The organism is Azonexus hydrophilus DSM 23864, assembly GCF_000429605.1.
Taxonomy (GTDB): Bacteria; Pseudomonadota; Gammaproteobacteria; order Burkholderiales; family Rhodocyclaceae; genus Azonexus; species Azonexus hydrophilus.
This window is the reverse complement of sequence record NZ_AUCE01000012.1, coordinates 128,877-146,519: the sequence shown is the minus strand read 5'-3', so window position 1 is coordinate 146,519 and position 17,643 is coordinate 128,877. Positions and strand designations below refer to the sequence as shown.

The 17,643-nt window shown below is 66.6% G+C and carries 15 protein-coding genes and 1 pseudogene; 3 read left to right on the top strand and 13 right to left on the bottom strand.

From position 1 onward, the window contains the following. The first annotated feature begins 11 nt into the window (after window positions 1–11). Entirely contained in the window at window positions 12–1,850 is a 1,839-nt protein-coding gene (locus tag G471_RS18615; RefSeq protein WP_245580506.1) for a potassium channel family protein, read from the top strand. Here G471_RS18615 and G471_RS0104705 read toward each other — a convergent pair. The 3 genes and pseudogenes from G471_RS0104705 to G471_RS0104695 all read right to left on the bottom strand — a co-directional run. Then, a pseudogene (locus tag G471_RS0104705) lies at window positions 1,781–3,454 on the bottom strand (TRAP transporter large permease subunit); the annotation flags it as partial. The gene G471_RS18615 and the pseudogene G471_RS0104705 sit on opposite strands and share 70 nt — an antisense overlap. A 66-nt stretch (window positions 3,455–3,520) precedes the next feature. Further along, complete coding sequence (locus tag G471_RS0104700) at window positions 3,521–4,528, bottom strand: TRAP transporter substrate-binding protein (RefSeq protein WP_028994310.1); 1,008 nt, start codon at window positions 4,526–4,528, stop codon at window positions 3,521–3,523. A gap of 12 nt (window positions 4,529–4,540) precedes the next feature. Continuing rightward, entirely contained in the window at window positions 4,541–5,437 is an 897-nt protein-coding gene (locus G471_RS0104695) for a TRAP transporter TatT component family protein (RefSeq protein WP_028994309.1), read from the bottom strand. 118 nt (window positions 5,438–5,555) lie between these two features. Between G471_RS0104695 and G471_RS0104690 the strand changes: the two genes are divergently transcribed. After that, complete coding sequence (locus tag G471_RS0104690; protein WP_088177954.1) at window positions 5,556–6,776, top strand: MFS transporter; 1,221 nt, start codon at window positions 5,556–5,558, stop codon at window positions 6,774–6,776. Here G471_RS0104690 and ggpS read toward each other — a convergent pair. After that, the gene (gene ggpS / locus G471_RS0104685) at window positions 6,770–8,998 is read right to left on the bottom strand and encodes a glucosylglycerol-phosphate synthase (protein WP_028994307.1); all 2,229 of its coding nucleotides are present in this window, start codon (window positions 8,996–8,998) and stop codon (window positions 6,770–6,772) included. The two genes, G471_RS0104690 and ggpS, sit on opposite strands and share 7 nt — an antisense overlap. Before the next feature lie 242 nt (window positions 8,999–9,240). Between ggpS and G471_RS16735 the strand changes: the two genes are divergently transcribed. Further along, window positions 9,241–10,098, top strand: a complete 858-nt coding sequence (locus tag G471_RS16735) for a mechanosensitive ion channel family protein (protein ID WP_051295291.1) — start codon at window positions 9,241–9,243, stop codon at window positions 10,096–10,098. Window position 10,099: 1 nt separating this feature from the next. On the opposite strand, the gene G471_RS0104675 is transcribed toward G471_RS16735, so the two are convergent. Genes G471_RS0104675 through folE2 form a run of 9 tightly spaced genes read right to left on the bottom strand, consistent with a single transcriptional unit; the run spans window position 10,100 to window position 17,609 of the window. Then, a complete protein-coding gene (locus G471_RS0104675; RefSeq protein ID WP_028994306.1) occupies window positions 10,100–10,522 on the bottom strand; it encodes a nuclear transport factor 2 family protein in 423 nt (140 codons plus the stop codon). 1 nt (window position 10,523) lies between these two features. Next, window positions 10,524–11,285 carry an SDR family NAD(P)-dependent oxidoreductase gene (locus G471_RS0104670; RefSeq protein ID WP_028994305.1) on the bottom strand — a complete coding sequence of 254 codons (762 nt, stop codon included), beginning with the start codon at window positions 11,283–11,285 and terminating at the stop codon, window positions 10,524–10,526. 8 nt (window positions 11,286–11,293) lie between these two features. Then, window positions 11,294–11,815 (bottom strand): DUF3833 domain-containing protein, encoded by a 522-nt coding sequence (locus G471_RS0104665; RefSeq protein WP_028994304.1) that lies wholly within the window; start codon window positions 11,813–11,815, stop codon window positions 11,294–11,296. Beyond that, the gene (locus tag G471_RS0104660; RefSeq protein ID WP_028994303.1) at window positions 11,812–13,035 is read right to left on the bottom strand and encodes an MFS transporter; all 1,224 of its coding nucleotides are present in this window, start codon (window positions 13,033–13,035) and stop codon (window positions 11,812–11,814) included. The genes G471_RS0104665 and G471_RS0104660 overlap by 4 nt, the downstream gene beginning before the upstream one ends. Window position 13,036: 1 nt before the next feature. Continuing rightward, the gene (locus G471_RS0104655; protein WP_028994302.1) at window positions 13,037–13,531 is read right to left on the bottom strand and encodes a chalcone isomerase family protein; all 495 of its coding nucleotides are present in this window, start codon (window positions 13,529–13,531) and stop codon (window positions 13,037–13,039) included. Further along, a complete protein-coding gene (locus G471_RS0104650) occupies window positions 13,518–14,708 on the bottom strand; it encodes an SAM-dependent methyltransferase (RefSeq protein ID WP_028994301.1) in 1,191 nt (396 codons plus the stop codon). Before G471_RS0104650 ends, G471_RS0104655 begins: the two co-directional genes overlap by 14 nt. Continuing rightward, a complete protein-coding gene (locus tag G471_RS0104645) occupies window positions 14,705–15,475 on the bottom strand; it encodes a DUF1365 domain-containing protein (protein ID WP_028994300.1) in 771 nt (256 codons plus the stop codon). The genes G471_RS0104650 and G471_RS0104645 overlap by 4 nt, the downstream gene beginning before the upstream one ends. 7 nt (window positions 15,476–15,482) lie before the next feature. After that, window positions 15,483–16,799, bottom strand: coding sequence for an FAD-dependent oxidoreductase (locus G471_RS0104640; RefSeq protein ID WP_043420888.1), 1,317 nt, complete (start codon window positions 16,797–16,799; stop codon window positions 15,483–15,485). 9 nt (window positions 16,800–16,808) lie between these two features. Continuing rightward, entirely contained in the window at window positions 16,809–17,609 is an 801-nt protein-coding gene (gene folE2, locus G471_RS0104635; RefSeq protein ID WP_028994298.1) for a GTP cyclohydrolase FolE2, read from the bottom strand. Between the last annotated feature and the right edge of the window lie 34 nt (window positions 17,610–17,643).

Genomic DNA, 17,643 nt, shown 5'->3' with positions numbered 1-17,643 from the left:
CGGAGCCGACGGTGGTCAACAGCACCTTCTTCCTGGTCCTGCGGCGCATGCGAGCGCCGATCATCCTGCTGATCGTTCTCTATGCGATCTCGGTCTTCGGCCTGACGCTGGTCCCCGGCATCGACGCCGACGGCAATCCGGCGCCACCGCTGTCCTTCTTCCACGCTTTCTACTTCATCAGCTACACGGCGACGACCATCGGCTTCGGTGAAATCCCGAATGCCTTCTCCGACGCCCAGCGACTGTGGGTCATCGTCTGCATCTACCTGTCTGTGGTCGGCTGGTCGTATTCGGTGATCACGCTGATCGCCCTGCTCCAGGACAAAGGTTTCCAGAACACGCTGACCGCTAGCCGCTTCCAGCGCCGCGTGCGCCGGCTCAAGGAGCCGTTCTACCTGGTCTGTGGTTGCGGCGAAACCGGCGGCCTGATCTGCCGCAACTTCGACCGCCTCGGCCAGGCTTTCGTGGTGCTGGAAAAGGACGAACTACGTGTCGAGGAACTCGACCTGCTCGACTTCAAGACCGACACCCCGGCGCTGGCCGCCGATGCCAGCCTACCCGACAACCTGCTGCTGGCCGGGCTGCAACACCCGAAATGCCGTGGCGTACTGGCCGTCACCAATGACGAACACGCCAACCTGGCAATTGCCATCGCCGTCCACCTGCTCGCGCCCAAGCTGCCGATCATCGCCCGCGCGCGCAGCCCGTCGGTGACCGCCAACATGGCCTCGTTCAACACCGACCACATCATCAACCCCTTCGAGCGTTTCGCCGAGCACCTGGCGCTGGCGGTCACCGCGCCCGAACGTTTCCGCCTGATCGAACTGCTGACCAGCCTGCCCGACTCGCCGATCCCGGCCCCGCACCGGCCGCCGCACGGCCACTGGATACTCTGTGGCTACGGGCGCTTCGGCCAGGCCGTCGGCGAGCGCCTGCAGGCCGCCGGCATCCGCCTGAGCATCATCGATCCGACCGCGCCCGGCGGCGACGAACGCATCGTCGGCGACGGCACCGAAGCCAGAACCCTGATCGCCGCCGGCATTGCCGACGCCTCCGGCATCATCGCCGGCAGCGACAACGACGTGAACAACCTGTCGATCGCCGTCACCGCCACCGAACTCAAGCCTGACCTGTTCGTCGTCACGCGCCAGAACCAGGCCGCCAACAGCGCGCTGTTCCAGGCCTACGGCCCGGAATTCGCGATGGTGCCGAGCCACATCGTCGCCCATGAGTGCATTGCCATCCTGACCACCCCGCTGCTCGCCCGCTTCCTAAGTGAACTGGGCGCGCGCGACGAAGCCTGGTGCCACGCCCTGGTCGAACGCCTGCAAACCCTGTGCGACGGACTGACACCGACGGTCTGGAGCATCCGCCTGAACGCCTCGGAAGCCCCGGCCGCCCGGCTCTCATTGATGCGCGGCCGGGCCTTCAGCCTGGCCGAAATCCTGCGCGACGACAGCGACCGCAGCCGGCAATTGCCGGCGATCCCGCTACTGGTCGAGCGCAGCGACCGGATTCATCTACTGCCGGACAGTGATTTTGAACTGGCCGCCGGCGACCAGTTGCTGTTCGCCAGTTCGCTGAATACCCTAGACCGCCTCAAGCTGACGCTGCAAAATGCCAACGAAATCGACTACGTGCTCGACGGCAAGACCCATTCAGGCAGCTGGCTATGGGAGAAGGTCGAGTCCTGGCTTGCGCCTCAGAAGCCGGCCACCGAAGGTAGCCAGGTCGCCAGGAAAGGCAGCAGCGAGATGGTCAACACCCCAAGGAAAATCGCCAGCGCTGCCGGCAGCACCGACACCGCCACCTCGCGCAGCGACTTGCCGAACATCGCCGACGAGAAGTAGAGGTTCATGCCCGACGGCGGCGTCAGGTAGGCGAGTTCCAGATTGGCCAGGAAGATGATGCCGAAATGCACCGGGTCGATGCCGTAAGCCAGCGCAATCGGCAGCAGCAGCGGCACCAGGACGACGATGGCCGCGTAGATTTCCATCAGCGCACCGGCCAGCAGCAGAAAGAGGTTGAGCGCGATCAGGAAGGTCCATTTATTGGGCAGTACCGACTGCACCCAGTCGATGGCGCGGTCCGGGATGCCGGCGTCGACCAGGAAATTGGTCAGCCCCAGCGCCATGCCGAGGATCAGCATGATCCCACCGATCACCTGGGCGCAATCGACCAGCGCGCGCAGCACGCCGCGAAAATCGATCTCGCGGTGCAGCAGCGATTGGGTCAGCAAGGCATAGGCCGCCGTCAGCGCCGCGCTCTCGGTCGGCGTGGCAAAGCCGCCGACCAGCGAACCCACCGCCACCACCGGCGCCAGGATTTCCCACTTGGCCGCCCAGGCGGCGCGACGGGCGGCGGCGAAATCGGGGCGCGAGGGCGGCGCCACCACCGTCTGTTCGCCACGTCGCAGGAAACCACCGACGACCAGCAGGAAGAAGATCATCACCAGCGCCGGCAGGATGCCGGCCAGGAACATGGTATTGATCGGCACGCGGGCGATGATCGCGTACATGATCAGCGGCACCGACGGCGCCAGCAGCACGCCCAGCGCGCTGGCGCTGGTCACCAGGCCGATGCCACGGCGCTCCGGAAAGCCGGCTTTCATCAGCAACGGCAGCAACAGGCCGCCGAGCGCCAGGATGGTCACGCCGCTGCCACCGGTCAGCGCGGTGAAGCAGGAACAGAGTACGGCAGCGGCCAGCGCCGTACCGAGCACGCCACCGCCGAACAGCGCGGTGAACAGCGTGCCGAGGCGGGCGGCGGCACCGGTGCGGGCAAACACCAGGCCGGCCAGGGTGAACAGCGGCAAGGCCGGCAGCGAGGGATTCACCGTGATCTGGTAATGGCTGAGCGGCACCGCCGCCAGCGGCTGGCCCTCGCTCCAGAACAGGGCCAGCGCCAGCCCGCCGAGCACGGTGAACACCGGCGCGCCGCACAGCAACAGGAGCAGCAGACCGACGGCGAATGGCCACAGCGCCAACATCTGGCCGTCGTACTGCTGGGCAAACAGCCAGCCGAGGGCTGGCAGCGCCAGCAAGGCGGCGATCCGCCACGGCAGGCCAGCTTCCAGCCGCCAGCCGAAGCGCGCACCGAGCAGCAGAAAACCCAGCGGCATGGCGAGCATGAACCACCAGCCGGCAATACCGTGAGCGATGTCGCGCGGCATTTCCATCTCGGCGACGACGAAGGTCGCGCTGGCCTGCGCCAGCATGCCGCAGAGCACGGCCGAGCCGGCGCGGGCGTAACGCCCGGCCCAGCGGCGCAGGCGGGGGTCGTGGGCGGCGGCGAAACCGGCGCCGAGCGAAGTCAGGTGATTGCCGCGCTCGGCGACCAGGGCACCGAACATGGCCAGCACCAAGCCGGCGTGCTGGACGAAGGACGGCGCGTTGGCGATGCCGACGCCGAACAACGGCCGCAGGACGATCTCGATCAGCGGCAGGAGCAGCATCAGCGCCAGCGCGGTGGCCGCGAGAACGGCGTCAAACGACGCCAGACGAGCGAGCGCCTTCATCGCTCAGCGCTTGCCGGCACGGAAATCCTTGAGATGACCGACGACTTCGTCGAAGGTCGCTGCCGGCACCAGGCGACCGCGAATCTGCGGGTAGAGGCGTTCGGCCAGCGCGTTCCAGGCCTGCATCTGGGCGGCGTCGGGCGTATTCACGGTCAGCCCGCGTTTCTGCATCGCCGCCACCGCCTCGTCGACTTCCTTGCGCGCCTGGGCGCGGATTTCGGCACCGGCCTTGGCGCCGGCTTCGCGCACCGCCTGCTGGGTGGCCGGGCTCATCGCGTCCCACGACTTCTTGGTGACGATCAGGGCGCCGACGATGGGCGCCCAGTTGAGGTCGAGCATGTTGTCGGCGGTGTTGTAGATCTGTGTCGCCAGCGCGAAATAGGGCGTGGACGGGACGGCGTCGATCATCCCGGTCTGGATCGCCGGCAGGATGTCGGCGGTTTCCAGCGGCACCGGCGTGTAGCCGAGGCGCTTCATGATTTCCTGCTGTTCGGATTCACCGCCCCAGGCGAAGAACTTCATCGACTTGTAGTCGTCGGGATGGCGCGCCGGCTTCTTCGAGAAGAAGCGCACCCAGCCGGCGTCGCCCCAGGCGAGCACGACGAAGCCCTGATCGAGGAATTTCTTCTCCATTGCCGGGCGCATCTTCTCGCGCACGTAATCGACCTCTTCCCAGCTGCGGAACATCAACGGCATCGCCTGCAGTGCGGCAATCGACGGCTCGATCTCGCGCAGGCCGACCACCGACATCAGCGCTCCCTGCAACTGGCCGATGCGCATGCGCCGCACCATGTCAGTCTCGCCGCCCTGGCTGCCGTCGGGATAGACCAGGTAGCGACCACCGCCCTGGGCCTTGCGCCAGGCTTCGCCCAGGCCCATCAACTGGCGGTGGTAGAGCGAATTCTTCGGCGCCAGCGTGCCGATGCGCAGTTGCTGTTCCTGGGCGGAAGCGACAGGCGCCAGCAGCGACAACAGGCTCCCCAGGCAGAGGACGGAAAACAGTTTCTTCATGATTTCTCCGGATCAGAACAGGTCGGGCGCCTGTTCGAGCAGCCAGGCCGCGCGGCGGCGCATGACTTCGTTTTGTAGCGTCAGCGGGCTGCCGGCGGTGTCGCGTACGGCCAGCGCCTGGCGCAATAGCTGTTCAAAGCTTTCGCGCTGGCCCGCCGGCAGGGCAATGCTCTCCGCCTTGGCGACGAACACGGCGGCGCTGCCACCGGCCGCCCGCGCGATGGCGGCGTCGAACCAGCGCGCCGCCAGCACGCGGTCGCCGCCGGGGCGCGCCGCTTCCAGCGTCGCCCGCAGGCTGATCAGGGCGCCGTTGCCCCAGTCGGGATCGGCGGTCTCGGCCACGGCGGCGAGACGGACGACCAGCGGCAGGTCGGCAACGATTTCGGGATTGTCCTTGGCCAGGGCGATCCAGCTGCCCCAGGCGGCAGCAGCCCAGTAGGCGAGACCGGCATCGCTGGCCGGCAGCAGCACGTTAGCCGACGGATCGGCCAGCGCTACAGCGAAACCGGGATGGCGAATTTCCAGCGCGCGCAACGCGTGCCGACTGGCCCGCTGGTAGAGGCCGGCAGCCCGGCGGCGCAGATGCTCGGCAGCAGCCAGGTCGTCGCGCTCGACGCGGTCGGCCTCGAAAGCGACGAAGGCGTAGGCGTATTCGGTCATGCGCGCGGCCAGGCCTTCGGCCAGTGCGGCATGGCCGGGCTGTTGCGCGAGTACGGCTTCGGACAGCTTGAGGTAGAAGGGTGCGGCATCGCGCGCCAGTTCGGGATCGTTTTCCGCCCCCTGGCTTTGCCCGGCGAGTTCGTCGGCCAGACTGTTGATGACCAGCGCGCGCGGCGAACAGGCGCTCAGGGCAATCGCCGCCAGCAGGCACAGGCAGGTCAGCGGCAGGGAACGGGCGGCGATGATCATCCCGGCAGCTTAGCCGGGCGATGTTACGGCGCCGTTACCACTGTAACAATGCGTACCCATCCGGCAATTCGCTGCCGATCCGGGGCACAATGAAGGCCTTGCCTCACCCCCGGCCGCGATGACCCAGATTCTCCCCCTCACCGCCCTGCTCCTCGGTGTCGCCCTGCTGCTGCTCGGCAGCGGCCTGCTCGGCACGCTGCTCGCCGTGCGCGGCGGCATCGAAGGTTTCGACAGCCAGACGCTGGGCAGCATCGGTGCCATGTACTTCGTCGGCTTCCTGGCCGGCACTTATCTCGGGCCGATGATGATCCGCCGCGTCGGCCATGTCCGCGCCTTCGCCTTCTTCACCGCCGCCATCGCCTGCGCCGCGCTGCTCCACGAACTGGTTGCCAATCCCTGGGTGTGGGGGCTGCTGCGCCTGATCACCGGGATGGGCATGGTCGGCCTGTACACGACCATCGAAAGCTGGCTCAACAGCCACGCGGCACCGGCCCAGCGCAGCCGCATCTTCGCCACCTACATGGCGGTCAATCTCGGTTCGCTGGCGCTGGCGCAGCAGTTGCTGCACTGGAGCGACCCGGCCGGGCACGTGCTGTTCGCGCTGGCGGCGCTGTCGATCTGCGCCGCCGTGATGCCGGTCGCGGCAACGCGACTGGCCCAGCCGGTGGTCGAGGAAGTTCATGGTATCGCCCTGCGCACACTCTTTCAACGGGCGCCGGTCGCCTGCGCCGCCGGCCTGCTCTCCGGTTTCGCCCAGGGCGCCTTCTGGGGCCTGGCGCCGGTCTGGGCCGATACCAGCGGCCTCGGCCACAACGGCGTGGCCTGGTTCATGACCGTCGCCATCATCGGCGGCGCGGCTTTCCAATGGCCGATCGGCATCGTCACCAACCACCTGGATCGCGGCCACGTGATCAGCATCATCGCGCTGATCGCCGCCCTGCTCGCCGGTGGCCTCCTGCTGGCGTCGCCCCACGGCCTGGGCTGGATACTGCTGGCGGTTTTTGTCTACGGCGGCTTCGCCTTTGCCATGTACCCGCTGGCCGTCGCCCGCATGATGGACCGTCTGGAAAAACCCGAGATCATCGCCGGCTGCGCCAGCCTGTTGCTGCTGCACGGCGTCGGCGCCAGCATCAGCCCCTTCCTCGCCGGGACGCTGATGCATCACTTCGGCCCGTCGGCGCTGCCGGCCTGGTTCATCGCCACCCAGTGCCTGCTGGCCGGCACCGCCTGGTGGCTATCGGCCAGGGCCCCGGCCGATGTCGAACATCAGACGCCGATGACGCCGATGGTGCGAACCACGCCGGCCGTCATCGAGATGCTGGAACCGGAAGCTCACTGAACGCTGCCGACCGCCTCAAGGAACTCCCGCCCCCAGCGGTCGATGTCGTTGTGGCAGACGATTTCGTTCAGACCGCGCAGGCGCGAATCGCGTTCGACCGGGTCCATTTCGATGGCCTGGCGCAGGCGCTCGCGCAAGTCGGCCGGGTCGTGCGGATTGGTCAGCAGAGCGCCGTGCAGTTCGGCGGCGGCCCCGGCGAACTCCGACAGTACAAGCACACCGCGCCCGTCGGTCTGGCCCTGGGTGGCGACATATTCCTTGCACACCAGGTTGAGGCCGTCGCGTAGCGGGGTGATCCACATCACGTCGCTTTCCGCGTACCAGGCGACCACTTCCTCGAAGGGCAGCGGCCGGAAGAAGAAACGGATCGGCGACCAGCCGACTTCAGCGTACTGGCCGTTGACGCGGCCGACCGCCTGTTCGATCTGCACCTGTAGTTCGTCGTAGATCGTCATTTCCTTGGCCGCCGGCACGCAGACCACGACCAGCGAGACCTTGCCACGCATTTCCGGATTGCGTTCGAGCAGGTCGCCGAACGCCCGGATCTTCTCCAGCGTGCCCTTGGTGTAGTCAAGCCGCTCGACCGACAGCACCAGACGCTTGCCGGCGAATTCGTTGCGGATCGCCGCCCGCCGCCCCGGCGTCTTGGGATGTTGCAGCGACTGCCGGATGCGATTGAGATCAAGCCCGACCGGATGCGCGCCCAGGCCAATCTGCCGGCCATGCACCTCGATCCGCGTGGTCATCGTCTCCAGCCCGACGGCGCAGCCGTAGGTCAGGTAGCGCGGCGCGCAGGCGCGGCGTTCGATGATCTGCAGCGAGGCGACGCCGGATGCGACATCGACGAAGTTTTCCGCCTGACGCGGAATGTGGAAACCGATGTAGTCGCACTGCAGCAAGCTGCCGACGATTTCGCGGCGCCAGGGCAGGACGTTGAAGGCATCGGCCGACGGGAAATAGGTGTGGTGGAAGAAGGCGATTTTCACATCCGGGCGCAGCTCGCGCAGTACCGCCGGCACCATCCACAGGTTGTAGTCGTGCAGCCAGATGGTCGCGCCCTCGGCCGCTTCGGCCGCCGCCCGCTCGGCAAACTTGCGGTTCACGGCGAGGAAGACCTGCCAGTCTTCCTCGCGGAACACGGCCCGCTCCCAGAAGGTATGCAGCGTCGGCCAGAAGGCTTCCTTGGAAAAACGCTTGTAGAAGACGTCGACCTCATCCTTGCTCAAGGCCACCCGCGCCGCCAGCAGGCCCGGGTAGGCTTTGGCGTCGACGGTGGTATGCACCTCGAACGGCGGATCGTTTGCCTCGTCGTGGATGCTCCAGGCAACCCAGGAGCCGCGCCGGCCCGCCCCGAAAAAGGACAGCAGGGTGGGAATGATGCCGTTCGGCGATTTCGGCCGGCGCTGCACGATGCGCCCGTTGATCCGGTGCTCCTCGTAGGGCAGGCGGTGATAGACCATGACCAGTTCGGCCGGACCGCGCTCGGCGCTGACCGTCGCCGCGTCGAGATAGCCCGGCTGGAGCAGCGAGAAATGGACAATCGCTTCCAGGATGCCGCCACACCCCGGCTCGCTGGCGTGCAGCGTCTTCGGCAGATCGGCGGTAGCCGCCAGCAGGGCCGGCTCCGAATCACCGACACAGACACCCTGGAACCCGGCTTCGTACATTGCCAGATCGTTGAGCGTGTCACCGGCCACCAGCACCTGATCATCGGCAACGCCGAGCTGGGCGACCAGCGCGCGCAGGCTGCTGCCCTTGTTCACGCCGGCCGGCAACAGGTCGAGATAGCGGCTGGCCGAATAGAGGACTTCGCAATCGAGCACGCGCGCCGCTTCGACCAGTTGCGGCGTCACCGCATCCTGGTGACAGAAATAGGAACAGCGCCGCTGCTGCGGTACTTCCTGGCGCTCCAGCTCGGGAAACCGCGCCATCGCCTCGGCGACCGCCCGTTCACCGGGCCAGCGCAGATCGATATCGGCCTGCAACGGCTGCACCGGCTGCAGCGAAGCGCCTTCGACAATGGTGCCGCCGACATCGCAGATGATGTAGTCGGGTGTCGGCACCAGCGGGTCGGCGAGCAGCGGCATCACCGCCTCCAGCCCGCGTCCGGTGACAAACACCAGCTGGATATCCTGGCTGCCGGCAATCAGTTGATAAAGGGTCTGGCGGTGTTCCGCCGAACCGCCGAGAAAGGTTCCGTCAAGGTCGGTGGCCAATAGCATTGCGTCACTCCCGGACGCCCCCCGGAGCGGCGAAACCACAGGACATCAACAGCAAAAAAACCGTCGCACCCCAGGGTACGACACGAACAAATTACATTGACAATCAATGCAATTTGCCGCCGCGTCAAACATTGTAACAAGCCATCTATATGATTCCAAATATAATTTAAACAACAGCCTATTTATACAACGCAAACTTGATTTGAAAATCAACCAATAAACCAAGCAAACTGGAGAACAACATGCTGCCAAGCGACCCGGGGTCACTACACAATCTGCTCCAGCAATTCGCCACCCCGCTGCGGATTGCCACCATCTTCACGCTGGCCCTGTTCTTTCAATATCTGATCAATCGCACAGCGCCAAAATTCCGCGAACTGATCGCCAGCCGCCAGGAAAATTTCGAGGGCGCACAACGGGTTCGTACGTTATCGCGCGTACTCCGTTACGCCCTGACGGTGATCCTGACCGTGGTCACCGGTCTGCTGATGCTCGGCGAACTCGGCATCTCGGTCGCGCCGCTGCTTGGTGCCGCCGGGGTCGCCGGCATTGCCGTCGGTTTCGGCGCGCAAAGCCTGGTCAAGGACTACTTCACCGGCTTCTTCCTGCTACTGGAAAACCAGATCCGCATCGGCGACGTCATCGAAGCCGGCGGCAAGATCGGCGCCGTCGAGGAATTGACCCTGCGTTACCTGCGCCTGCGCGACTACGGCGGCAACGTGCATTTCATCCCCAACGGACAAATCACCGTTGTCACCAACATGTGCCAGGGCTTCGCCCATGCGGTGATCGATCTTGGCGTCGGCTACGGTGAAGATGTGGATCAGGTCATCTCTGCCATGCGAGAGATTGGCGAGGAATTGAGCAACGACCCGGATTACACCAGCAAGATACTGGCGCCACTGGAAATCGCCGGCGTCGACCAATGGGCTGCTTCGTCCATCGTCATCCGCGGCCGCTTCCGGGTCGCCCCCGGCGAGCAATGGGGGGTGCGCCGCGAATACCTGCGCCGGGCCAAACTGGCTTTCGACCGACTGGGCATCGAGATACCCTTCCCGCACGTCAAGGTGGTCGACGGCGGCAAACCTGCCGTCGCCTGAATCAGGCCGCCAACATCCGGCGCAGCCCGCGCCACAGGCCGCCCATCAGCGGCAGCTTCATGTACAACTCCTCGCCGGTGTCCCAGTAATCGCGATGGTGGCTGACCTTGCCGGCGGCGTCGAACTTAAGGTGGGAGACGCCGCGCATCAGTTGCGTCTCGCCTTTGCCCCAGAGCCGCACGCGGAAACTGAATTCCCACACCAGCATGGCACCACCGGCATCGCTGACAGTTTCAGTGACGACGAAGCGCGGCTCGCCGACCTGGGTGAACATGTGGCGGAAGATGCGCTCGATGGCCGGCAGGCCGCGCACCTCGTTGAACGGGTCCTTGAACCAGGCGTCGTCGGCGTAGAACTCGGCGAAGCGGCCGACGGTCTCCGGGGTCAGCGTATGGTAGAAGTCGATCAGGGCATCCAGCTTCATGTCAGCCTCCGGTGAAACGACGGATGAGGGGAAAATACCAGCGGTCGGGCAGCAGCGAGAGCAGCTTGAGGACGCGGGTGAAGCGCTTCGGGTAGTGAATTTCGAAAGCGCCGCCAGCCAGGCCATCAAGCGTTGCCCGCGCCGCCGCCTCCGGCGTCAGCAGCGCCGGCATGGCGAAATCGTTCTGCGCCGTCAGGCGGGTGGCGACGAAGCCCGGGTTGATCGCCCAGACGCCGATGCCGCGCGGCGCCAGGTCGAGGTACAGGCATTCGGCGAAGTGGATCAGCGCCGCCTTGCCCGGACCGTAAGCCAGCGCCTTGGGCAGGCCGCGGTAGCCAGCGACGCTGGCGACGAAGGCGATACCACCGCCCGGGCGCAGCTCGGGCAGGACGGCGGCGGTCAGGCGCATGGCACCGCTGAAATTGACCGCGAGCAGGCGCTCGGCGGCGGCCAGGTCGAAGTTGTCAGCGCCCATAGGCACGTAGTCGCCGGCCAGATACACGACCAGGTCGATTCCGCCCCACTCGCTGCGCAGCTCGGCGGAGGCGGCGACCAGGGCGGCGGAGTCGGTGACGTCGCAAGGCAGGCAGCGGGCACCGGGAATGGCCAACGCTGCCAGTGCCTCGGCGCGCCGGCCGCTGAGCGCCAGGCGGGCGCCGCGCGCCGCCAGCAACTTCGCCAGCGCGGCACCAATGCCGGTCGAGGCGCCGAGCAACCAGACCCGCTTGCCCTGCCAGTCGCGAATACGCGGATTGAGCGCCATGCTGCCGCTCAGCGCTTGGTGAAACTCAGGGTGACTTCGCCGAGGTGGAAGCCCCACTTCGACATGCGCGAGCGGTTGAGCATCACCTTGTCGTCGATCAGGAACATCCAGTCGTCGAAATCGACGTGGTACACCTTGCCGTCGACCGGCAATGCCAACACGTAGCGCCAGCGCAGCGCATTGCCCGAGACTTCGCCGATGGCCTCGCCGACGACATCGTCGGCGGTGCCGATGTAGCGGCCGTCGGGCTGCCGGCGCAGCGTCCACACCCGGCGCGAAGTGCTGCCGTCGGACCAGGTGAAATGCTCGTCGAGCACACCGGTATCACCCTGCCAGCTGGCGTCGATGACGACATGCAAATGCTTCTGCACGGCGCCGTCGCGGCCCTGGAACATGCCCCAGGCGTCGAGCTTGCCGGAGAAATACTGTTCGAGGACCAGGCGCGGTTGCTCGGCCCGGTAGTGTTCGACGCCGGGCGTGGCGCAGGCGGCCAGTCCGAGCGACAACAAGGCAGCAGCCAGTAGTTTCATGATTCGACCTCCAGTGAATTGCGCCAGCGCCACAACAGGATGGCGGCCAGCGCTTTGAACAGCAGCGGCAGCAAGGCATAGGCCAAGACCAGGGCGGTTTGCCCCTGATCGCTGCCCGGCCGGTAATCGAAGACACCGAGCAGCGGCAGGGCGATGCCGGCGGCCAGCGCCAGGTTGAGCTTGGCGAAGAAGTTCCACACCCCGAAACAGGCACCCGAACGTCCCTGGCGCTCGCCGAGGTCGGCCGCCAGCGCCGCCGGCAGGGCCAGGTCGGCGCCGAGCGCCAGCCCCGACGCCAAACAGACGACGGCGAACAGCGCGATATCGCCCGGCCCGAGCAGGCCGGCGCCGGCAAAGGCGAGCATGGCCACGCCCATCGCCAGCAACCAGGCGCGCGGCCGGCCGATGCGCACGGACAGCTTCAGCCACAGTGGCAGCGACGCCGCCCCGGCCAGGAAGTAGGCAGCGAGCAGCGGCCCGCTTGCAGCTTCCGCCTGCAGGATGTCGGCGACGAAGAACAGGAACAGCGTCGCCGGAATCGCCGCAGCGAAGCCGTTGCAGATGAAGACCAGCAACAGCCGGCGGAAGGCGGTATCGCGCAGCACCGCGCGCAGTGCCGGCAGCAAGGCGCTGCTGACCGCCACCCGAGCATCACCCTCACCAACCCGGGCCAGGGTGACGCCACCGGCGAGCACCAGCAGCACCGGCAGGACCCAGGCCAGACGGGCGATGCCGTCGTTGAGCGCGACCGCCAGCAGGGCCGGCAGGGCGGCGGCGACGAGCACGCCGAGCAGGCCGAAAGCCTCGCGTGAAGCGACCAGCCGGGTGCGCTCCGGCGCGTCATTACCGACTGCCGCGCCCCAGGCCTGATAGGCGACGGTGGCGGCGGAGAAACCGGCGTAAGTCAGCAGCAGGCTGGCCAGCAGCCAGGGCGCGGCGTGTTCTACCGGCGGGTTGAGCAGGGCAACGAAACCGACAGCGAAGGGCAACAGCGAGACGGCCACCATGCGCCGGCGCGACACCCGGTCGGCCAGCCAGCCCAGCCAGGGATCGATGCCGGCGTCGAGCAGGCGGGCGAGCAGCAGGATGGCGCCAAGCAGACCGAGGTCGAGACCGGTGACGTTGGCGTAGAAGGCCGGCACATGGACATACAGCGGCAACGCGGCGAATGCCAGGGGCAGTGCCAGCAGACCGTAGGCCAGGGTCGGCAGCGGACGCATCTCAGCCCCGGCCGAGCAAGGCGGCACGCAGGGCCGGCGCGCTGCTGCGCGGATCGAGCCAGATGCCGAAGAAGGCTCGGGCGAAGGCCGGATCGCGCACGGCGCCGATCAGGGCATCGTTCTGATAGAAATAGGCGCCATCGTCGCGCCACACGCCGAGCAGGTGATCACCATCGCGCACATCGGGAAAGATGCGGCGCATGGCCTGGTCCCAGGCAGCCAGTTGCGCCACGTCGCCGACCAGGCGGCGCATCTCGGTCGTACTGGCGTCGGCGATGGCCTGGCCGGACAGCTTGCGCCGGTAATCCAGGCGCAGTGCCAGCGGCGGGCCGTCGGGAACCTCGCCGGTCCACAAGGTGGCGTCGTAGACGTGAAAACCGAAGCGGCGGAAGCTGCCCTGACCGCGCGGACGCAGCCCCTGCATCGGGCTGGCAGTGCCGAGCAGCGGCCAGCACAGTGCTGCCAGCCCGGCCAACAGCAGGCTACGCCGGCGCATGAGCGAGCTCGAACTGGACCACGTCGATGTTGCCGGCCAGGAAACCGGCCTCGCAATAGGCCAGGTAGAAACGCCACAGACGACGGAAACGTTCGTCGAAACCCTGCTGGCGGATGGCCGGCCAGTTATGCTCAAAAGCCTGCCGCCACTCGGCCAGGGTACGCGCATAGTCGCGACCGAAGGCAAATTCGTCGTTCACCAACAGGCCCTGCCGCGCTGCGGCGGCACGGAAGGCGGTGCGCGACGGCAGCATGCCGCCGGGGAAGATGTACTGCTGGATGAAGTCCGTCCCCTTGCGGTAGTCGGCGAACAGGTCGTCGGCAATGGTGATGCTCTGGACCACCGCCTTGCCGCCGGGCTTGAGTGCGCCGGCCACTTTGACGAAATAGGTCGGCCACCAGCGCTCGCCGACCGCCTCGAACATCTCGATCGAGACGACGTGATCGAAGCGCTCGTTCAGATCGCGGTAATCCTGCAGGCGCAGGTCGGCTTCCGGCACCCGGTTCTGCGCCCAGGCCAGTTGCGCCGGCGACAAGGTCAAGCCGGTGAGTGCCAGCCCGTCGTCGCAGGCCATGCGGGCGAAGCCGCCCCAGCCGCAGCCGATTTCCAGAATCTGCTGGCCCGGTTGCGCCTGCAGGCGGTCGAGGATGCGCCGGTACTTGGCCTGCTGGGCACTTTCCAGGCTGCCGTCGTCGGCGTCGCGATAAATTGCCGACGAATAGCTCATCGTGCGATCCAGCCACAGGCGGTAGAAGTCGTTGCCCAGGTCGTAGTGGGCGAGGATGTTGCGCCGGCTGCCGCTGCGGCTGTTGCGGTTGAGCAGGTGGCGAAGGCGCGCCAGCAGCAAGGCACCCCAGGAGCCGTACACGGCCTGGCGCAGCGTCTCCCGGTTGCCGGCCAGCAATGCCAGCACGCCGCTCAGGTCGGGGCTGTCCCAGTGGCCGTCGAGGTAGGCTTCGGCCAGGCCGATGTCGCCCCGGGCGAGTACCCGGCTGAACATCGCTTCGTCGTGCACCTGCAGGCTGACGCCGCTGTCGCCTTCGCCGAACAGGGTATTGCTGCCGTCCGGCAGGCGGATCTCGAGCAGGCCGCCGCGCAGACCGGCGAGCAGTTCGAACAGTGTCCGCGTGTCGCGGGCCGGCCGGCGGCCGCCCCGCAGGGTCAGGGTTTCGTTCATTTGCTTGTCTCCTGAAGTAGCGGGCCCTTGTTGCCCGGGTTGGCGCCGACGAAGGGCACGCCCTTCAGCCACAATTTGAGCGCCTGCCAGTGAATGCGGAAAATGACGCCAGCCGTGAGCAGCGGCATGCGCAGGAAGTTGCGCAACAGGCTGCCCACTCGCCAGCCCTGCGGGCGGCCGGAAATCGAGGTGAGCAGCAGGTCGCCGTCGGCGTCGGCGTAGTCGATGCGGGCCACCTGGGTATCCCGCTCCAGGCGGAAGCGGAAGCGGTAGCCACCTTCCACCTCGCAGAACGGCGAGACGTGGAATATCTTGGCGGCTTGGAGTTCGGCACCGTCAGCCAGCGGCCGGCCGTGGTCGTGCAGCAGGTAGCTGTGATGACCGCCGAAGGTGTTGTTCACTTCGGCGAGGACGGCGATCAGCGCGCCGGCGCGGTCGCGGCAGTACCAGAAGCTGACCGGATTGAAGACGTAACCGAAAACGCGCGGGAAGGTCTGCAGCACGATCTCGCCGTCGTCGGGCAGGCCGTGCTCGCGTAACACGCCGGTGATCCACGGCAACAGCGGCGAACCGTCGCGGGGACCGTAGTCCGCGCTGCGCAGCGAGAGGATGTTGCGGCGGTCGACCGAGAAGATGCCGCAGTCGCACTCGCCCAGTCGGCGCACCGGCAGCTGGAGGTAGAACACCGGATAGACGAAGGCGTTCACCGCCGGCCGCAGGCGCCGGTGCATGACGTGGCCGAGGAAAAGTTCGGGCGTGCCGCGCATGATGACCTCAGGCCGTCTCCGTTTCGGCCAGCAGTTCGGCGACGCTACCCTGCCAGGGCGCCTGGACGCCGAGCGCATTGGCCACGCGCAAGGCCGACTTGAGGCCGTCCTCGTGGAAGCCGTAGCTGCCCCAGGCACCGGCCAGCCAGATGCCGTTCTCGCCCTGGACCTCAGGCAGCCTTTCCTGGGCGGCGATGGCGGCGGCGTCGAACACCGGGTGGGCATAGTCGAACTCGGCCAGAATCTTGTCCGGCGCCGGCTCGCTGACCGGGTTGAGGGTCACCACCACCGGCGTCGAGAAAGGCAGCGGCTGCAGCTTGTTGATCAGGTAGGAAACGCCGACCGGCTGCTCGCCCGGCGCGCCTTCGCCGGCAAAGTAGTTCCACGCCGACCACAGCGAACGCTGGCGTGGCAGCAGGGCCGGATCGGTATGCAGGATGGCCCGGTTCGGCTGGTAGCGGATCGCCGCCAGCACCTCGCGCTGGGCGTCGCTGGCGGTGTAGCCGAGAATGGCCAGCGACTGGTCGCTGTGGCAGGCCATCACCACCTGGTCGTAGTGGTCGCTACCGTGCTCATGCGTCACCCTCAGGCCGGCGGCTTCTCGCGTCACGGCGCTGACCGGGCAGGCGACACGGACGTCGGCGAGCTGTTCGGCGAGCTTGCGCACATAGGTCCGGGCGCCGCCGCTGACGGTGCGCCAGGCCGGCCGGTCGAAAATCTGCAGCAGGCCGTGGTTGTTGCAGAAACGGACGAAGGGCCCGAGCGGCATGGCGCGCATCTGGCCGGTCGGACAGGACCAGATGGCGGCCGCCATCGGCAGCAGGTACCAGTCGGCGAATTCGCGCGAATAGCCGCCGGCGTCGAGAAACTCGCCCAGGCTGCGCGAATCGCCGGGATGCGACAACAGCCAGGCGGTGCTCTCGCGGTTGAAGCGCAGGATGTCGCCGAGCATGCGCCAGAAGGCCGGGCGCAGCAGATTGCGCTTCTGGCCGAAGACCGTGGCCAGGTTGCTGCCCGCCCATTCGAGTTCGGGCTTGCGCAGGCTGACCGCGAACGACATCTCGGTCGCCACCGAATCGACCCCGAGCAGGGCAAACATGGCGATCAGGTTGGGATAGGTAAGCTCGTTGAAAACCAGGAAACCGGTATCGACCGGATGCGTGAAACCATCCACGGTGACGTCTACGGTATTGGTGTGACCGCCGAGGTAATCACCCGCCTCGAACAGGGTCACGTCGTAGCGGCGCGACAGCAGCCAGGCACTGGCCAGACCCGAGATGCCGGCGCCGACGACGGCGATACGCTGACGGTTCATCCTGTCCATGATCGCTCCTCAGGCATTGCTGCCGTGCAGTTCCGCGTAAGCGGAGTGGTTGTGGATCGACTCGAAATTCTCGGAAATCACGCGCCAGGATGCGACCCGCGGTTCCTTCATCAGGCGCAGGGCGATGTCGCGCACCAGATCCTCGACGAACTTCGGATTGTCGTAGGCGCGTTCGGTCACCCACTTCTCGTCCGGCCGCTTGAGCAGACCGAACACCTCGCAGGACGCCTCTTCCTCGGCGATGCGCACCAGTTCGTCCAGCGACATCAGGGCGCGTAAATTGACCGACAGGGTGATGTGCGAGCGCTGGTTGTGCGCACCGTAATCGGAAATCTTCTTCGAGCAGGGGCAGAGGCTGGTCACCGGCGCGGTGATTTCCATGCTCAGGGTCGGGTAACGCCCTTCCTGCTTGTCGACGATGAAAGTCGCGTCGTAGTCGAGCAGGCTCTCGGCGCCGGAAACCGGTGCCGCCTTGCGGATGAACCAGGGGAAACGCATTTCGATGCGGCCGCTGCTGGCCTCCAGGCGCATCAGCATTTCTTCGAGCATGCGGAACAGGCCGTCCTGGCTGACCACGCCACGCCCGGCTTCGAGCAGCTCGACGAAGCGCGACATGTGGGTTCCCTTGACGTCGGCAGCCAGACCGACGGTCATGGCTATGGTCGCCACGGTGGCCAGCACCGAACCATCGGCCGACTGGAACTGGATCGGATAGCGCAAGCCCTTGACGCCGACGTTCTGGATCGCCAGAAAACGGGTATCCGGGCTGGACTGGACATCGGGCAGGAAGATTTTTTCCGGGGCGTTCATGCGTTTTCTCCAAGTGGGTCGCAAGGGTGAACAA

Excerpts from the sequence above, each read along its gene's own strand:
- G471_RS0104670 (WP_028994305.1), bottom strand. The coding sequence starts at position 11,285 with ATGGCGCTCAATCCGCGTATTCGCGACTGGCAGGGCAAGCGGGTCTGG.
- ggpS (WP_028994307.1), bottom strand. The coding sequence starts at position 8,998 with ATGCTATTGGCCACCGACCTTGACGGAACCTTTCTCGGCGGTTCGGCG.
- G471_RS0104690 (WP_088177954.1), top strand. The coding sequence starts at position 5,556 with ATGACCCAGATTCTCCCCCTCACCGCCCTGCTCCTCGGTGTCGCCCTG.
- G471_RS0104645 (WP_028994300.1), bottom strand. The coding sequence starts at position 15,475 with ATGCGCGGCACGCCCGAACTTTTCCTCGGCCACGTCATGCACCGGCGC.
- G471_RS0104660 (WP_028994303.1), bottom strand. The coding sequence starts at position 13,035 with ATGCGTCCGCTGCCGACCCTGGCCTACGGTCTGCTGGCACTGCCCCTG.
- G471_RS0104655 (WP_028994302.1), bottom strand. The coding sequence starts at position 13,531 with ATGCGCCGGCGTAGCCTGCTGTTGGCCGGGCTGGCAGCACTGTGCTGG.
- G471_RS0104650 (WP_028994301.1), bottom strand. The coding sequence starts at position 14,708 with ATGAACGAAACCCTGACCCTGCGGGGCGGCCGCCGGCCGGCCCGCGAC.
- folE2 (WP_028994298.1), bottom strand. The coding sequence starts at position 17,609 with ATGAACGCCCCGGAAAAAATCTTCCTGCCCGATGTCCAGTCCAGCCCG.
- G471_RS0104695 (WP_028994309.1), bottom strand. The coding sequence starts at position 5,437 with ATGATCATCGCCGCCCGTTCCCTGCCGCTGACCTGCCTGTGCCTGCTG.
- G471_RS0104675 (WP_028994306.1), bottom strand. The coding sequence starts at position 10,522 with ATGAAGCTGGATGCCCTGATCGACTTCTACCATACGCTGACCCCGGAG.
- G471_RS0104640 (WP_043420888.1), bottom strand. The coding sequence starts at position 16,799 with ATGGACAGGATGAACCGTCAGCGTATCGCCGTCGTCGGCGCCGGCATC.
- G471_RS0104665 (WP_028994304.1), bottom strand. The coding sequence starts at position 11,815 with ATGAAACTACTGGCTGCTGCCTTGTTGTCGCTCGGACTGGCCGCCTGC.
- G471_RS0104700 (WP_028994310.1), bottom strand. The coding sequence starts at position 4,528 with ATGAAGAAACTGTTTTCCGTCCTCTGCCTGGGGAGCCTGTTGTCGCTG.
- G471_RS16735 (WP_051295291.1), top strand. The coding sequence starts at position 9,241 with ATGCTGCCAAGCGACCCGGGGTCACTACACAATCTGCTCCAGCAATTC.